At 64.8% G+C, this 14,342-nt stretch carries 18 protein-coding genes; 6 read left to right on the forward strand and 12 right to left on the reverse strand.

Features of this window, described 5'->3' with window-relative positions; genetic code table 11:
• Positions 1 to 532 precede the first annotated feature (532 nt).
• From N7422_RS12155 to N7422_RS12165, 3 genes are read right to left on the reverse strand one after another with little or no spacing between them, the layout of a single operon-like run.
• A complete protein-coding gene (locus N7422_RS12155) occupies positions 533 to 961 on the reverse strand; it encodes a TOBE domain-containing protein (protein WP_279806765.1) in 429 nt (142 codons plus the stop codon).
• Positions 962 to 1,001: 40 nt separating this feature from the next.
• Positions 1,002 to 1,355, reverse strand: a complete 354-nt coding sequence (locus N7422_RS12160; protein WP_279806766.1) for a gamma-glutamylcyclotransferase — start codon at positions 1,353 to 1,355, stop codon at positions 1,002 to 1,004.
• Positions 1,356 to 1,358: 3 nt separating this feature from the next.
• A complete protein-coding gene (locus N7422_RS12165) occupies positions 1,359 to 1,622 on the reverse strand; it encodes an accessory factor UbiK family protein (RefSeq protein WP_279806767.1) in 264 nt (87 codons plus the stop codon).
• Positions 1,623 to 2,029: 407 nt separating this feature from the next.
• On the opposite strand from N7422_RS12165, the gene glnK reads away from it, so the two are divergent.
• The 3 genes from glnK to sutA all read left to right on the forward strand — a co-directional run bounded on the left by glnK (position 2,030) and on the right by sutA (position 4,512).
• Positions 2,030 to 2,368: a P-II family nitrogen regulator gene (gene glnK / locus N7422_RS12170; protein WP_002555808.1), complete on the forward strand. Its 339-nt coding sequence runs from the start codon at positions 2,030 to 2,032 to the stop codon at positions 2,366 to 2,368.
• A 47-nt stretch (positions 2,369 to 2,415) separates the two neighbouring features.
• Positions 2,416 to 3,750, forward strand: coding sequence for an ammonium transporter (locus N7422_RS12175; protein ID WP_279806768.1), 1,335 nt, complete (start codon positions 2,416 to 2,418; stop codon positions 3,748 to 3,750).
• Between the two features lie 432 nt (positions 3,751 to 4,182).
• The gene (sutA, locus tag N7422_RS12180; protein WP_279806769.1) at positions 4,183 to 4,512 is read left to right on the forward strand and encodes a transcriptional regulator SutA; all 330 of its coding nucleotides are present in this window, start codon (positions 4,183 to 4,185) and stop codon (positions 4,510 to 4,512) included.
• A gap of 175 nt (positions 4,513 to 4,687) precedes the next feature.
• Here sutA and N7422_RS12185 read toward each other — a convergent pair whose 3' ends face one another.
• The 6 genes from N7422_RS12185 to N7422_RS12210 are packed head-to-tail and all read right to left on the reverse strand — an operon-like array spanning position 4,688 to position 9,292.
• On the reverse strand, positions 4,688 to 5,383 hold the full coding sequence (locus N7422_RS12185) for an HAD family hydrolase (RefSeq protein ID WP_279806770.1): 696 nt from the start codon (positions 5,381 to 5,383) through the stop codon (positions 4,688 to 4,690).
• Entirely contained in the window at positions 5,380 to 6,279 is a 900-nt protein-coding gene (gene xerC / locus N7422_RS12190; protein ID WP_279806771.1) for a tyrosine recombinase XerC, read from the reverse strand. The genes N7422_RS12185 and xerC overlap by 4 nt, the downstream gene beginning before the upstream one ends.
• The gene (locus N7422_RS12195; RefSeq protein ID WP_279806772.1) at positions 6,279 to 6,977 is read right to left on the reverse strand and encodes a DUF484 family protein; all 699 of its coding nucleotides are present in this window, start codon (positions 6,975 to 6,977) and stop codon (positions 6,279 to 6,281) included. The genes xerC and N7422_RS12195 overlap by 1 nt, the downstream gene beginning before the upstream one ends.
• Positions 6,978 to 6,990: 13 nt before the next feature.
• Positions 6,991 to 7,821, reverse strand: coding sequence for a diaminopimelate epimerase (gene dapF, locus N7422_RS12200; RefSeq protein WP_279806773.1), 831 nt, complete (start codon positions 7,819 to 7,821; stop codon positions 6,991 to 6,993).
• Positions 7,822 to 7,825: 4 nt separating this feature from the next.
• Positions 7,826 to 9,073 (reverse strand): diaminopimelate decarboxylase, encoded by a 1,248-nt coding sequence (gene lysA / locus N7422_RS12205; protein WP_279806774.1) that lies wholly within the window; start codon positions 9,071 to 9,073, stop codon positions 7,826 to 7,828.
• Positions 9,074 to 9,082: 9 nt separating this feature from the next.
• A complete protein-coding gene (locus N7422_RS12210) occupies positions 9,083 to 9,292 on the reverse strand; it encodes a lipoprotein (RefSeq protein WP_279806775.1) in 210 nt (69 codons plus the stop codon).
• Between the two features lie 241 nt (positions 9,293 to 9,533).
• Between N7422_RS12210 and cyaY the strand changes: the two genes are divergently transcribed.
• The 3 genes from cyaY to rnk all read left to right on the forward strand — a co-directional run bounded on the left by cyaY (position 9,534) and on the right by rnk (position 10,653).
• On the forward strand, positions 9,534 to 9,866 hold the full coding sequence (gene cyaY / locus N7422_RS12215; RefSeq protein WP_054902389.1) for an iron donor protein CyaY: 333 nt from the start codon (positions 9,534 to 9,536) through the stop codon (positions 9,864 to 9,866).
• Position 9,867: 1 nt separating this feature from the next.
• Positions 9,868 to 10,086, forward strand: a complete 219-nt coding sequence (locus tag N7422_RS12220) for a DUF1289 domain-containing protein (protein ID WP_279806776.1) — start codon at positions 9,868 to 9,870, stop codon at positions 10,084 to 10,086.
• Positions 10,087 to 10,242: 156 nt separating this feature from the next.
• On the forward strand, positions 10,243 to 10,653 hold the full coding sequence (gene rnk / locus N7422_RS12225; protein ID WP_279806777.1) for a nucleoside diphosphate kinase regulator: 411 nt from the start codon (positions 10,243 to 10,245) through the stop codon (positions 10,651 to 10,653).
• Positions 10,654 to 10,682: 29 nt separating this feature from the next.
• Here the strand turns inward: rnk and N7422_RS12230 are convergent, their stop codons facing one another.
• The 3 genes from N7422_RS12230 to N7422_RS12240 all read right to left on the reverse strand — a co-directional run bounded on the left by N7422_RS12230 (position 10,683) and on the right by N7422_RS12240 (position 14,310).
• Positions 10,683 to 13,547 (reverse strand): class I adenylate cyclase, encoded by a 2,865-nt coding sequence (locus tag N7422_RS12230; protein ID WP_279806778.1) that lies wholly within the window; start codon positions 13,545 to 13,547, stop codon positions 10,683 to 10,685.
• Positions 13,548 to 13,710: 163 nt separating this feature from the next.
• The gene (locus tag N7422_RS12235) at positions 13,711 to 13,956 is read right to left on the reverse strand and encodes a TIGR02647 family protein (RefSeq protein WP_279806779.1); all 246 of its coding nucleotides are present in this window, start codon (positions 13,954 to 13,956) and stop codon (positions 13,711 to 13,713) included.
• A 51-nt stretch (positions 13,957 to 14,007) separates the two neighbouring features.
• Positions 14,008 to 14,310 (reverse strand): hypothetical protein, encoded by a 303-nt coding sequence (locus N7422_RS12240; protein ID WP_279806780.1) that lies wholly within the window; start codon positions 14,308 to 14,310, stop codon positions 14,008 to 14,010.
• Positions 14,311 to 14,342: the final 32 nt, after the last annotated feature.

Raw genomic sequence — 14,342 nt, forward strand, 5'->3', positions numbered from 1 at the left:
CGACTGGGTGGTTCAAGGGGCGCAGGAGGGTACAGCCAGGCGACGCGGGCTGCGCAGGGGCGACGAGGACGGCGCGAGCCCGCGCATGCGTTGGCGTGCGGGCGGCGGGGGGTAACGATGATGAGGTTCATGAGCTTGCCTCCGACCGGGCGGGCACCCGGGGCGGCAAGCGTCGGCGGAGCATCAGGCTCTGGCGCGGCTTGCCCGACCTTGGGGGCGGGCCCGGAGTTCCGGTTCAAGTGCCTGGCGGCCAACAGCTGCCAGACAGCGACTAGATACTGTGTCCATTGAATTCTTCGTGAGTTGAAATAAAGGCCCGCTTTTCGGGGCGGGTGAACTTTATGCAAAGCATAGCGGGGAAGTCAACCGGGGAGGTGTAACTTAAATAAGTTTCATCTGGTGCAGGGTGAATTAATCCTGCGCACTGCTCAAGTGCCATCGCGGGGCAAGCCCGCTCTCATGGGACTGCACATGACTTGTTGTTTCAGCAGGGCCTGTGGGAGCGGCTAAAGCCGCTCCCACAGGGTGCGTGCTAGGCCTTGGCGCCGAGGATGATGTGCGAAGCCTTGATCAGCGCGGTGGCTTTCACGCCCGGCTTGAGACCGAGCTCCTGCACCGCTTCGCGGGTGACGATGGCATACACCTCGGTACCGCCGGACAGCTTCAGTACCACCTCGGCGTTCACCGCGCCGTCGCCAACGCGTACCACTTCGCCTTCCAGGCTGTTGCGCGCGGACAGCCTGTAGCCAGCGGCGTCGGTCATCAGCACCACCCACGGCGCCTTGACCAGCGCGACGGCCTGCTTGCCGACATTGATGTTGAGGTTGTGCAGGCTGGCCATGGTCACCACCGCGACCAGTTTCTCGCCGCCGCCCAGGGTCAGTTCGACTTCCGCGTTGACCGCGCCTGGCTTGATATCGCTGACACTACCTTCGAAGACATTGCGTGCACTGACTTTCATGGGGAAACGCTCCGTGTATGAATCATCACGCCCGAAGGGTTCAGGCGCGTACATAAACCCAGGCGGTCAGCCCCGAGGCGAGGCTGACGGCAATCCGCTTGTAATCCGCAACTTCGTAGCGATCGGCGGCGGCCAGCTCCTGCTCGCTGATCTGGAAGACCATGCCGGCAACGCTGTCGTCGGCCTGCTCGCTGGGGGAAACGATGGGGTGCTGGGCCTTGCCGCTGGTGGCCAGCACCTCGGGGTCGGTGATCTCCACCCAATCCTGGCGATAGCCCGGCATACGGTCGGCCTGGCCGCTCAGTTCACGGCCGAAGTTGGCCAGTTGCACGGCCTTGTCCTGCAGGGTGCCGTAGGAGAACAGCAGCACCGGATATTGGCTGGAGGGCTGCATGGCTCACTCCTGCGCAGGCGGGGCGATCCGTGCTTCCAGTTCGGCGAACTGTTTCTCCAGCGCTTCGAGGCGGGCGCGGGTGCGGGCCAGCACGACCATCTGGCTGTCGAACTCCTCGCGGCTGACCAGGTCGAGCTTGCTGAAGGCGCCCTGCATCAGCACCTTGAACTGGCTTTCCAGTTCGGCGCGGGGGGCAGCGGTGTCACCGCTGAACAGGCGCGAGGCCTGATCGCTCAGGGCATCGAGAAAGGCTTTTGGCGCGAGCATGTGTGGATATCCGCTGATCACTGAAAGGGCTGCAGTGTAGCACGCGGCCTCTGCGCGCTTGCCCTGCACGGTTTTCGCGCAGGGCGGCCAAAGTTCGCGCACCGATTTTGTGCGCTTTTTCACTGCTGGCGATTGGCCAAGCCTGCCAGGTTCACGCAACTGGTTGTTTTCCTGTGCTTTGCGCTAACTGGCAAGGTTTCTGCTATGTCCATTGCGAGCCATGCACTGATGCAGTCCCTTGTGACCAGGCAGTGCGCAGGCGGAGCCGAAAGGTTCTTCGTCACAGCCGGATCGTGCGTCGGCGGGGAGGATGGAGCCGACGACGCGTTACAAAGCCAGGCGCTGCGCTTAGACTTGAGACGGGTTTGTTTTCCTGGGGCAAGTCCACCAAATCGGGAGAGAGTTTCATGAAGCTAGTCACTGCCATCATCAAGCCGTTCAAGCTGGACGACGTGCGCGAGTCGCTGTCGGAAATCGGCGTGCAGGGCATCACCGTGACCGAGGTCAAAGGCTTCGGTCGGCAGAAGGGTCACACCGAGCTGTACCGCGGCGCTGAATACGTGGTCGATTTCCTGCCCAAGGTCAAGATCGATGTCGCCATCGACGACAAGGACCTCGATCGGGTGATCGAAGCCATCACCAAGGCGGCCAACACCGGCAAGATCGGCGACGGCAAGATCTTCGTGGTCAATCTGGAGCAGGCGATCCGCATCCGTACCGGCGAAACCGATACCGACGCGATCTAAGCGCTACAAAAAGCCTCACCAAACCCAACGCCCCAGGAGAAAACAACATGACTCTGCGCAAGATCGCAGGGCTAGGAGCCCTATTGTCCCTCGTAATGCCAGGGCTGGCCCTGGCCGAGGAAACTGCCGCCCCCGTGCTGAACTCCGGCGACACCGCCTGGATGCTCACCTCGACGGCGCTGGTCCTGTTCATGACCATTCCGGGCCTGGCCCTGTTCTACGGCGGCATGGTGCGCTCGAAGAACGTGCTTTCGGTGATGATGCAGTGCTTCGCCATCACCGGCCTGATCAGCATCCTGTGGGTCATCTACGGCTACAGCCTGGCTTTCGACACCACGGGCATGGAAAAGGGCGTGCTCAACTTCAGTTCCTTCATCGGTGGCTTCTCCAAGGCCTTCCTCAGCGGTGTCACGCCGTCGGGCCTGACCTCGGCCACCGCGTTGTTCCCCGAGGCGGTGTTCATCACCTTCCAGATGACCTTCGCCATCATCACCCCGGCGCTGATCGTCGGCGCTTTCGCCGAGCGCATGAAGTTCTCGGCGATGCTGATCTTCATGGGCGTCTGGTTCACCCTGGTCTACGCGCCGATCGCACACATGGTCTGGAGCGGTGACGGCGCGCTGATGTGGGACTGGGGCGTGCTGGACTTCGCCGGTGGCACCGTGGTGCACATCAACGCCGGTATCGCCGGTCTGGTCTGCTGCCTGGTGCTGGGCAAGCGCAAGGGTTATCCGACCACGCCAATGGCCCCGCACAATCTGGGCTACACCTTGATGGGCGCGGCCATGCTGTGGATCGGTTGGTTCGGCTTCAACGCCGGCTCCGCCGCCGCGGCCAACGGCACCGCCGGCATGGCCATGCTGGTGACCCAGATCGCCACCGCCGCCGCCGCCCTGGGCTGGATGTTCGCCGAGTGGATCTTCCACGGCAAGCCAAGCGCGCTGGGCATCGCCTCGGGCGTGGTCGCCGGCCTGGTCGCCATCACCCCGGCCGCCGGCACCGTGGGCCCGATGGGAGCCCTGGTGATCGGCCTGGCCTCGGGTGTGATCTGCTACTTCTGCGCCACCAGCCTCAAGCGCAAGCTCGGTTATGACGACTCCCTCGACGCCTTCGGTGTGCACGGCATCGGCGGCATCGTCGGCGCGCTGCTTACCGGCGTGTTCGCCGCGCCGGCCCTGGGTGGCTTCGGCGCGGTCACCGACATCGCCGCGCAGTTCTGGATCCAGGCCAAGGGCGTGATCTTCACCGTGGTCTACACCGCCATCGTCACCTACGTGATCCTCAAGGTACTGGACCTGGTGATGGGCCTGCGGGTCAGCGAAGAAGAAGAGTCGGTCGGCCTCGACCTGGCTCAGCACAACGAGCGCGGCTACAACCTGTAACCGCCCTGCTGGAAAACTTGCCCGGTTCGCCGGGCATTTTTTTGCCTGTAATTTGCCGTTTTGCGCAGAGCAAACGGTTTCCCTGTCCTGTTCGCGACCTGGGTCGAAAACTTACAAGTCATTGGGCGTTTCTGGTGCTTTGCTTTTTCTCCGAGCGCGCTAGAATGCGCGCCGAAGGGTGCAAGGCGAGGACGCCGCACACTTGCGCAGCCTTTGCTAGGCTTGCCAATAGCCTGTGGCCAGCAAGGGTCAAAAACGATTTCGTCAGGTCTTGCCAGGAGCAGGACCTGCAGGGTGCCAGGCCTCCCATCAGGAGGCGGACACCCAGGGCAGTGGCCAACCCACGGCCAGTTGAATTTTCACTGGTGGCTGCCGGTCTACGGCTGCACCGGTCTATAACTAACCTGCTTTTCGCAAGTCATGAGGTAGAACATGAGCGACGACGATCTGGAAAATGATGACCTCGAAGTAGGCGACGAAGACGAGGCCGATGAAGGCCTCGAGGCAGCGTCTGACGACGGCGCGGAAGACTCCGGCGACGACGACAGCAGCCCGGCTCCGGCGGCCAAGGGCAAGTCCAAGGCGGCTGTCTCGGTAGACGAGATGCCGAGCATGGAAGCCAAGCAGAAGGAGCGCGACGCCCTGGCCAGGGCCATGGAGGAATTCCTCGCCCGCGGTGGCAAGGTGCAGGAAGTGGAGGCCAACGTGGTCGCCGATCCGCCCAAGAAGCCGGACAACAAGTACGGCAGCCGCCCTATCTGAGTGGTTGAATGCAAAAGAGCCCGCCGTCGCTGCGGGCTTTTTTGTGCCTTTCGGTTTTGTGCTGCCCTGTGGGAGCGGCCTTGTGTCGCGAAAGGCCCCAGGGCATCAGCGGCGCTGCATCAATCTCTGGGACCGCTATGCAGCCCTTTCCCCCCGCAAGGCCGCTCCCACAAGGTCAGCGCCAGCGCGACAGCACGTCGGGCAGTTGCGACAGCCGCTGGATCTCGGCATCCGGCGCCTGCTCGCCGCTCCAGGGCTTGTGCTGCGGGTTGAACCACACTGCCCGCAACCCGGCGCGCTGGGCGCCGGCGATGTCGTCGCCCGGGTGGTCGCCCACATGCACCGCCGCCCCCGCGTCCACTTCGCCTCGCTTCAGCGCTTCGACGAAGGGTGCCGGGTCCGGCTTGCCGATGCCCAGGTCCTCGGCGCACAGGGCGAAGCGGAAGTAGTCCGCCAGCCCCAGGCGACGCACGTCGGCATTGCCGTTGGTGACCACGCCGAGGGTGTAGTGGTGACGCAGGATTTCCAGTACCGGCAGCACTTCGGGGAACACCTCGACCTGGTGCCGCGCATGCAGGAACACCTCGAAACCCTCGTTGGCCAGCTCCTGGGCATGCTTTTCGCTGTAGCCGACCTCCTCCAGGGCGTGGAACAGCACCCGTCGACGCAGGGCGCTGATGCGGTGCTTGAGGCCCGGCTCGGCCTGGACCAGGCGCTCGCGGATGGCGAACAGGTGCTCGACCGGCACCCCGCCGAGAATCGGCGCGTTGGCTTCGAGCCAGTCGCGCAGGACGACTTCGGCGCTGGCGATGACCGGCGCGGTGTCCCACAGGGTGTCGTCAAGGTCGAAGGTGATCAGCTTGATGCTCATGAGTCTGTGCCCTTACTGCGTTTGGCCCGGGGGTGGGCGCTGTCGTACACGGCGGCCAGGTGCTGGAAGTCCAGGTGGGTGTAGATCTGCGTGGTGCTGATGTCGGCGTGGCCGAGCATTTCCTGCACCGCGCGCAGGTCCTGGGACGATTCCAGCAGGTGGCTGGCGAAGGAATGGCGAAGCATGTGCGGGTGCAGGTGCTGGCCCAGCTCGCGTTCGCCAGCGGCCTTGACCCGCATCTGGATGGCCCGGGGGCCGAGGCGATTACCCTGTCGCGAGATGAATACCGCGCCGTCCCGTGGCCCGGCGATGCCACGCAGCCGCAACCACGCCTGCAGGGCTTCGCGGGCCTTGCGTCCGACCGGCAGGACGCGGCTCTTGCCGCCCTTGCCGAGCACCTGCACCAGCCCGGCGGCGAGATCGAGATGCTCGAGGTCGAGGCCGGTCAACTCCGAAAGACGCAAGCCAGAGGAGTAGAACAGCTCCAGGATGGCCTGATCGCGACGGGCGATGAAATCGTCATCCACACTGCCGTCGAGCAGCTGCAGGGCGCGGTCGGTATCCAGCGCCTTGGGCAGGCGCCGTTCGCCCTTGGGGGGCGCCAGGCCGTTGGCCGGATCGTGCTGGCACACGCCTTCGCGATTGAGATAGCGGTACAGGCCACGCACCGCCGAAAGCAGACGCGCCAGGCTGCGCGAGGACTGGCCGTGATGGTGCTGGCGAGCGACCAGCTGGCGCAGCTGCTGGACCTGCAGCGCGTGCCAGCCGGGGATACCCTGGGTATTGCAGAATTCGATGACCTTCTCGAGGTCACGGCGGTAGGCCAGCAGGGTGTGCTCCGACACCTGGCGCTCGTTGCGCAGGTGGGCGCAATAAGCCTCCAGCTGGGTTTCCATCAGCGTACCGAGCGCAGTGTCTGGGTGAAGCGTGGCACCACGCGGCCGAGCACTTCGGCAATGTAGCTGAGGAACAAAGTGCCGACGCTGCTCTTGTAGTGCTGCGGGTCACGGCTGCCGATCGCCAGCACACCGTGCAGGCCCTGGTATTCGAGCGCGGCCACGGCGCTGGAGCCGACCTCCTTGTGCTGCGCATCGCCGAACAGGAAGGCCAGCTCATGCTCGCGCAGGTTGCCGCTGATGGTCTTGCCGCCACTGATCAGGCCGCCGATGGCTTGCTGCGCCTCGGTGCCCGATACCCAGCGGCCGACGGGCGCCGCGTTCTCGCCGAACAGGATCAGGCTGACGAAGGGCACCTGGAACTCCTGGCGCAGGCTGTCCTCGACGGCCATCACCAATTCTTCCAGGGTGCTGGCGTCGAGCAGGTCGAGGATCAGCCGGCGGGTCTTGTCGAACAGCCGGTCGTTGTCGCGGGCCACGTCCATGAGTTGCGACAGGCGATGGCGCATCTCGATGTTGCGGTCGCGCAACAGCTGGAGCTGGCGCTCCACCAGCGACACGCTGTCGCCGCGCTGGTGGGGGATGCGCTGCTCGATCAGCAGCTCGTCGTGCTCGGCGAAGAAGGTCGGGTGGGCGCGCAGGTAGGCGATCACGGTTTCGACGTCGAGCTCGGGTACAACGTTAGGCTGATCGGTCATGGCGGATACTCGCTTAGAGACGAACTTGTCCTTCGAAAACGCGTACGGCAGGGCCGGTCATCAGCACCGGTTTGCCGGGGCCGGCCCATTCGATGCTCAGGCGTCCGCCCGGGAGGTCGATGGTCACCGGCGAATCCATCCAGCCCTGGCTGATCGCCGCCACGGCGGCGGCGCAGGCGCCGGTGCCGCAGGCCTGGGTCTCGCCCGCGCCGCGCTCCCACACGCGCAGGTTGGCGTGGTGGCGGTCGACGACCTGGATGAAACCGGCATTCACCCGCTGCGGGAAGCGTGGGTGGTGTTCGATCTTCGGGCCCAGCTCATGGACCGGCGCGGTGCGCACGTCATCGACGCGCAGCACCGAATGCGGGTTGCCCATGGACACCGCGGCGATCGGGTGCACCTGGCCATCGACTTCGAGCGCATAGCTGAGTGCCTGCTCGTCGGCGATGAACGGAATCTCGGCCGGGGCGAAGCGTGGCGGGCCCATGTCGACGCAGATCTGACCGTCGTTGCGCACGTCGAGCTCGATGATGCCGCCCTTGGTCTCGACGCGGATGCGCTTCTTCGCGGTCAGGCGCTTGTCGAGCACGAAGCGGGCGAAGCAGCGCGCGCCATTGCCGCACTGCTCGACCTCGGAGCCGTCGGCATTGAAGATCCGGTAGCGGAAGTCCACTTCGGGATTGTTCGGTGCCTCGACGATCAGCAACTGGTCGAAGCCGATACCGGTGTTGCGGTCGCCCCATTGCTTGGCGTGCTTGGGCTGGATGTGCGCGTGCTGGCTGACCAGGTCGAGGACCATGAAGTCATTGCCCAGTCCGTGCATCTTGGTGAAACGCAGCAGCATGGGCTCACTCCGGCAGCAGGCTTTCGCCGGCGAACAATTCGGCGACGGTCTCGCGGCGACGCACTTCGAAGGCCTGGTCGCCATCGACCAGCACTTCGGCGCAGCGGCCACGGGTGTTGTAGTTCGAACTCATGACGAAACCATAGGCTCCCGCGGACTGCACGGCCAGCAGGTCGCCCTCGGCCAGGTTCAGCACGCGGTCCTTGCCCAGGAAGTCGCCGGTCTCGCAGATCGGGCCGACCAGGTCGTAGGCGCGGCCTTCGCCCGCGCGTGGCTTGACCGCGCTGACCCCCATCCAGGCCTGGTACAGGGCTGGGCGGATCAGGTCGTTCATCGCCGCGTCGATGATGGCGAAGTCCTTGTGTTCCGTGTGCTTGAGGTATTCCACGCGGGTCAGCAGCACGCCGCCGTTGGCGACGATGTAGCGGCCCGGCTCGAACACCAGGGCCAGGTCGCGGCTGCCGACGCGTTCGCGGATGGCCTTGATGTAGTCGGCCAGTACGGGCGGCTGCTCGTCGCGATAGCGCACACCGACGCCGCCGCCCAGGTCCAGGTGGCGCAGGTGGATGCCGCACTCGGCCAGGCGATCGACCAGCACCAGCAGGCGGTCGAGGGCATCGAGGAAGGGCTCGACGGTGGTCAGCTGCGAGCCGATGTGGCAGTCGACACCCACCACGTCCAGGTTCGGCAACTGCGCGGCGCGCACGTAGATGGCTTCGGCGTCGGCGATGGCGATGCCGAACTTGTTTTCTTTGAGGCCGGTGGAAATGTAAGGGTGGGTGCCGGCATCGACGTCCGGGTTCACGCGCAGCGAGACCGGCGCGACCTTGCCCATCTCGGCGGCCACGACCTGCAGGCGCTCGAGTTCGTCGGTGGATTCGACGTTGAAGCAATGCACGCCGACCTCCAGGGCGCGGCGCATGTCTTCACGGGTCTTGCCCACGCCCGAGAACACCACGCGATCGGCGCGGCCACCGGCGGCCAGCACACGCTCCAGCTCGCCACCGGAAACGATGTCGAAGCCGGCGCCCAGGCGGGCCAGCAGGTTCAGCACGCCGAGGTTGGAGTTGGCCTTGACCGCGAAGCACACCAGGTGCTCGACCCCTTGCAGGGCATCGGTGTAGCTACGGTACTGGGCCTCGATATGGGCGCGCGAGTACACGTATGTCGGGGTACCGAAGCGTTCGGCGATGGCCGACAGGGCAACACCCTCCGCGAACAGCTCGCCGCCGCGGTAGTTGAAAGCATCCATTGGATTTCCTTACTGCTCGGGCGACGGCTCGGGCTGCGCTTGCTGCTCAAGCTCCTGTTGCTGCTGGACGGGCTTGGCCGGCTGGTGCTGGTGCGACTTGCGCGGGCCTTTGCCGTCCTTGCCGTCTTCCGGCAGGTACAGGGGGCCTTTCTGGCCACAGGCGGAAACGAGGCAGGCAACCGCGACCAGCGCCGCGAGGGAGGAAATCAGGCGTTTCATGGGTGAAATCCTTGGAAATATGCAGTATTGCGGCCGAGTATACCCAGCGGCTACCTGATTGCCTATGCAAGGGCCGGCCCGCCGGGCGGGCTATCCTTGTGCTGCCCGTGTCGGCCTGGATGGCTGCGGGTTTGCCCGCGACAGGGCGCGCGTCGGCATCCGCTAGTCTTTGCATTCGGCGGTCAGCGCCCGTATCTTGCCCGCCTTGCCTGTAACGCAGTCATTTTTCGAGGTCCCTGCAATGAGTTTGAGTGAAGCGCGTTTCCACGATCTGGTCGACGCGACCCAACAGGCCCTGGAAGACCTGTTCGACGAAAGCGGCCTGGATCTGGACATGGAGAACTCCGCCGGTGTGCTGACCGTCAAGTTCGACAACGGCAGCCAGCTGATCTTCAGCCGCCAGGAGCCGCTGCGTCAGCTGTGGCTGGCCGACCGCTCCGGTGGTTTCCACTTCGACTACGACGAAGAGAGCGGCAAGTGGGTGTGCGAGAAAAGCGAAGAGCTGCTGGGCGAGATGCTCGAGCGCATCGTCTGGGAGCGGGCCGGCGAGAAGCTGGACTTCGACGAGATCTGAGATGAGCGACCAGCCTCGCCCACCCAAGCCGCTCTACAGCAATGTGAGCCCGGCGGTGCCGTCACCTTGTATCAGCGTATGTCGGCTGGATGAGCGCAAGGTCTGCACCGGCTGCCATCGCCATGTCGAGCATATTCGCGAGTGGCGCTCGGCCGATGACCAGCGGCGGCGGCAGATCTGTCGCGAGGCCCTGGCCCTGAAAGCGCGCATGTCGGCATAGCCACATCGACGGTGTGGGCTTGAGTATTTGCCCCGCTGTGGTAGTGTCAGGTTTCGCGTCGATGACGCCACAGCATTGCGCAAACCCCGCCCTTGGGCGGGGTTTTGCTTTATCTGCCTGTAGAAAATCGCCTGTTCAAAGGAGTCTGACTGGATCATGAGCACCAAGCCTACCCTCATCCTCACCCGATTGGACGTACAGCGTCTCGAGCGGCTGATCGACAGCCTCGACGAAAGCACCCCGGGTGTGCTCGCCTTGCAGGACGAGCTGGACCGCGCCGAGCAGGTGGTCGGTCATGAGGAAGTACCGGCTGGCGTGGTGACCATGAACTCCCGCGTGCATTGCCGCGAGAGCGCCAGTGGCAAGGACTACCACCTGACCCTGGTGTACCCCAAGGATGCCGGGCCGGAAGGCAATGTCTCGATCCTCGCGCCGATCGGCTGTGCGCTGCTTGGCCTGTCGGTGGGCGACCAGATCGACTGGCCGGCGCCCGGCGGCAAGACCCTCAAGCTCGAGCTGCTGGCGGTCGAGTACCAGCCGGAGGCGGCGGGCGACTTCGATCTCTGAGGCGGTCGGGGCGTCGTGCTTTCTGAGTGTCAGGGCTCCAGCCGCGCCTGCAGCTGTTCCAGTCCCTCGTTGAGCGCCTGCTCCAGCTCGCGTTTGTAGCGCAGGTAGAGGCTGGTGGACCCCTGCTCGTCCTCCAGCAGCTCGGACAGGTCGAGGTCGGTGATGTAGCAGCGGTAACTGCCGCTGCCACGGCGCTGGCGCAGGATCTGTCGGGCGACCACGGTGTACAGCTGGTCGCCATGCTCCAGTTCGGAGAATTCCTGCTGGTTGCAATAGAGGGTGACATGCACCTCGTCGCCCGAGCCGGCCTGGAGGATCGCCTGCACTTCGTAGTAGGCCTGGTTGCGGCTGTCCTCGGGGGCGGGCCTCCGCTCCAGGTGGCGCGCCTTGCCGATGCCCGATGGCAGCAACTGGTAGTAGAGGATGTCCAGCGCTGCCTGTTGCAGGCTGTCCAGGGGCAGTTGCGCGTCGCGGCGCATCACCATCGATTGCAGGAAACGCTGCAGCGGCAGCAACAGGTGCGGTTCGTCCTGTAGCGGCAGGCGCTGCTGCCAGAGGGCGTTGTGCTCGTCGAGCACATAGAGGTCGGCCCAACCCTCGAACAGGCGGTAGAACACCTGGATGCAGCGGGGCTGGCCCTGGGCGAGCACCAGGGGCAGGTCGTGATCCTGCAGGGCATGGGCATCCAGATGCAGCGGGCTGTAGCTGCTGCGCTCCTCGCCGAGTGTATCCAGCACGGCGCCGTGGTCATCGAGACTGGCCAGGGTGACCTGCCCGGGCTGCAGGTCGAGCACGTGGGTGTGTTGCGCCACCTGCAGCAGGTAGCGGTGGTTCAGGCCCTGGTCTAGCAGCAGTCGCGCGGTGTCGAAGATTTCCTCGACCCGTTGGCCAATGGCCTGGGCGCGGTTGTGGCAGAAGCAGCGCACCCGGACCCGCGGGCGCTGGTTGCGTTGGCCGAGACCATTGAGAAAGTCGCGCAGGCAACGCACCAGCGCGTGTTCGCCGTCGTAGCGATGCACCAGCACTTCGTTCCAGCTGTTGAGGGTTATCTGATCGAGGGTCAGCACCAGGTTCTCGCGCACCCCGGCGTAGCTGAGCGAGTCGGTGCGCTCGGTGGTCATCAGGATGTTCAGGTCGCGGTGATGGCGCAGCGGGTCGACACCTACGTTGACCAGCAACAGGATCTCGTCGGCCACGCTCGGTTGCAGCAGGCGCACCTCGCTGACCGTTTCCAGCGGCAGCGCAATGCTCTGTTGCAGGCTGCCGATCAGGTTGAACAGTTCGAACTCGCTCAGGTCGCTGGCGCCCGGGTGCAGGGCCAGTCGCGTGCTGCTGTCGATCACGCCATTGCGGTGGGCCCAGGTAAGCAGCTCGAGCAATTCCCGGCAACGTTTGATCGGGCTGAAGTGCTCCCACTCGTGCACCCCCAGGTTGCCGTTGTACAGGCCCCAATGGTGCGTGCCCGGCTCTTTGCGGTTGGGCGATTGCACCAGGGTGAGGGTATCTTCCGCCAGGTCCGGGGCGATGCCCGGGTTGATCACCTCGATCTTGCCGGCGCGGCGCTCGAAGGCGGCATACAGGCGGCGACCCAGCACGTTGAGGTCGCGTTGGTCGGCGCGGCTGCTGGCGTTCTGCAGGCGGGCGAACTGAGTCAGGAAGCGGTAGCTGTGGTTCAGCTCGGCCACCAGCTCGCGACGCTCGACCGCGACCTGGCGCACCTTCCACTGGCTGCGGCTGTCGAGCAGGGCCAGCTGGCGCTCGTCCCAGCCCCACTCTTCGGTCAGGCGCGCCAGCAGCTGGCGCTGCCAGTCGCCGCTGCGGGAGCGGCCCAGGTCGCCGAGCTTCTTGTTCACCTTCAGGTACAGGCTGCGCCGTGCCAGCTCCAGGCGCGCCGGCTCACCGCGCTGCAGCAGGTAGCGTTCGATGCGCCGGTAGACCATCACGTAAGGGTCGAGCTCGTCCAGGTCCAGCTGGTTGGCGAACACGGCCTGCTTGTAGTCCAGGCTCAGGCAGCGCACGTCCGGGTGCTCGCTGGCGTAGGCCTCGGTGAGCAGCAGCTTGAGCAGCGACTTGTAAGGCGAGTCGATGCCCTTGAACAGCTGCCAGAGCCCGGCGCCAACGAATTCCCCTGAGGGAATGTGCGCCAGGTGGCCAAGGTCGAGATCGTCCTGGTCGCGGATGAAGCGCTTGGACAGCAGGGTCTGGGTGTAGTCGCGGTAGTTGTGTTCCTGGTAGACCGGCACCAGCCACCACAGCGGTGTGCGCCCGGCCAGCCAGATCGCGGTGCGGTAGAACTCGTCGAGCAGCAGGTAGTGCTGGGTGGTGCCGCAATCATCGGAGCTGAGCTGGCTGTCACGTTCGCCCTGGACAAAGCCCTGGGGCTCGATCAGGAACACATGCGCCTCGGCGCCCTGGCTGGCGGCCCAGCTTTCGAGCAGCTGGCATTTGCGGCGTAGTTCGTTCAGCGCCAGTTCATCCAGGTCGGGGGCATGGCACACCCACAGGTCCATGTCGCTCTGTTCGGCCTGGGCCAGGGTACCCAGGCTGCCCATCAGGAACAGGCCGTGGATCGGTTGCGGTGGATTCCCGTGGCGCGCCTTGTAGGTGAACGAGCGCGTCAGGCGCTGGGCTTCGGCGAGCAGTTCGCCGTCGGGCTCGAACCCCGACACGCCGGCGGGGGTGATGCCGGAGACATAGCCCGGCAGCAGCGGATGATTGACGTGGAAGAACAGCGGCAGCAGCTTGAGGACCTGTTGCTGGCGTGTGGACAGCCCCTCCATCGCCCGTGCCAGACGCCCCTGGTTGATCTTCAGGAAGCGCGCGCGCAGCGTGGACAGCTCCTTGCGGTCGATGCCTTGGTCAAGATCGGGGCGGATTTCATGGGGGTGATTCATTGCGCACTCAGGCAGGCCGGGGGAGCACTGGCGAGTTTAGCCTGAGTGGCGCGGTCGGATAAGGGGTTGATGACTTTTTGACGTCAGATTTCAAGCGTCCTTGCGGCTACCATCGCGAGGAAAGCCCGCTCCCACAGGTTCGCGAGGGGCGGGCTTGGCGAACTCAGGCCGGTTGTGGCGTCTTGAGGATGGTCAGGAGTAACTGGACGCTTTCGGCGGCATCGTTGCCCAGGCTGGTGAGGTAGCCACCATCAGGCTGGTCGGTGAGCTCTTTCTCATACAGGCGCTTGGCAGCGGCGATCAGGGCGGGGGAGGCGCTGCTGCCAACCTTGATGCCTTCCTGATGACTGTCCAGGTTGAACAGTGCAAGCACTTCCAGTTCGGCGATCAGTTCGGGGGTGAAGGACATGGGCAACTCCTGACTTCGAGACGAGGATGGAAGTCAGGAGTGTAGACGGGCTTATTCGATGTCGCCTTGATCCGCCTCAGGCGGTAGTTCCGGCAGAGCGCGCAGGGCGTTTTCGTACCATTCGGTGTCGAACGGGCGGTCGGCGTCGAGCATGGCGTCGATCTCGATGGTCAGCACGTGGGCCATGAGGTTGAGGATGTCTTCGCGCTCGTAGCCGACCAGGGTCAGCTTGTTGAAGGTGGCCTTGGCCGCGGCGGGTTCACCGCTTTCGATCTGGTTTTCGATGGCCTGGGTGAGAGTGGCCTCGGTGAAGGCTTCTTCATCGTTGCTGTCGATATCGTCGTGCTCGCTCATGGCGGTACTCCTGTGGTGAGGCGCACAGTGTG

Source organism: Pseudomonas sp. GD04091, assembly GCF_029836165.1.
GTDB lineage: Bacteria > Pseudomonadota > Gammaproteobacteria > Pseudomonadales > Pseudomonadaceae > Aquipseudomonas.

Coding starts and splice junctions, on each gene's coding strand:
- N7422_RS12155 (WP_279806765.1), bottom strand. CDS start 961: ATGAAAGTCAGTGCACGCAATGTCTTCGAAGGTAGTGTCAGCGATATC.
- N7422_RS12160 (WP_279806766.1), bottom strand. CDS start 1,355: ATGCAGCCCTCCAGCCAATATCCGGTGCTGCTGTTCTCCTACGGCACC.
- N7422_RS12165 (WP_279806767.1), bottom strand. CDS start 1,622: ATGCTCGCGCCAAAAGCCTTTCTCGATGCCCTGAGCGATCAGGCCTCG.
- glnK (WP_002555808.1), top strand. CDS start 2,030: ATGAAGCTAGTCACTGCCATCATCAAGCCGTTCAAGCTGGACGACGTG.
- N7422_RS12175 (WP_279806768.1), top strand. CDS start 2,416: ATGACTCTGCGCAAGATCGCAGGGCTAGGAGCCCTATTGTCCCTCGTA.
- sutA (WP_279806769.1), top strand. CDS start 4,183: ATGAGCGACGACGATCTGGAAAATGATGACCTCGAAGTAGGCGACGAA.
- N7422_RS12185 (WP_279806770.1), bottom strand. CDS start 5,383: ATGAGCATCAAGCTGATCACCTTCGACCTTGACGACACCCTGTGGGAC.
- xerC (WP_279806771.1), bottom strand. CDS start 6,279: ATGGAAACCCAGCTGGAGGCTTATTGCGCCCACCTGCGCAACGAGCGC.
- N7422_RS12195 (WP_279806772.1), bottom strand. CDS start 6,977: ATGACCGATCAGCCTAACGTTGTACCCGAGCTCGACGTCGAAACCGTG.
- dapF (WP_279806773.1), bottom strand. CDS start 7,821: ATGCTGCTGCGTTTCACCAAGATGCACGGACTGGGCAATGACTTCATG.
- lysA (WP_279806774.1), bottom strand. CDS start 9,073: ATGGATGCTTTCAACTACCGCGGCGGCGAGCTGTTCGCGGAGGGTGTT.
- N7422_RS12210 (WP_279806775.1), bottom strand. CDS start 9,292: ATGAAACGCCTGATTTCCTCCCTCGCGGCGCTGGTCGCGGTTGCCTGC.
- cyaY (WP_054902389.1), top strand. CDS start 9,534: ATGAGTTTGAGTGAAGCGCGTTTCCACGATCTGGTCGACGCGACCCAA.
- N7422_RS12220 (WP_279806776.1), top strand. CDS start 9,868: ATGAGCGACCAGCCTCGCCCACCCAAGCCGCTCTACAGCAATGTGAGC.
- rnk (WP_279806777.1), top strand. CDS start 10,243: ATGAGCACCAAGCCTACCCTCATCCTCACCCGATTGGACGTACAGCGT.
- N7422_RS12230 (WP_279806778.1), bottom strand. CDS start 13,547: ATGAATCACCCCCATGAAATCCGCCCCGATCTTGACCAAGGCATCGAC.
- N7422_RS12235 (WP_279806779.1), bottom strand. CDS start 13,956: ATGTCCTTCACCCCCGAACTGATCGCCGAACTGGAAGTGCTTGCACTG.
- N7422_RS12240 (WP_279806780.1), bottom strand. CDS start 14,310: ATGAGCGAGCACGACGATATCGACAGCAACGATGAAGAAGCCTTCACC.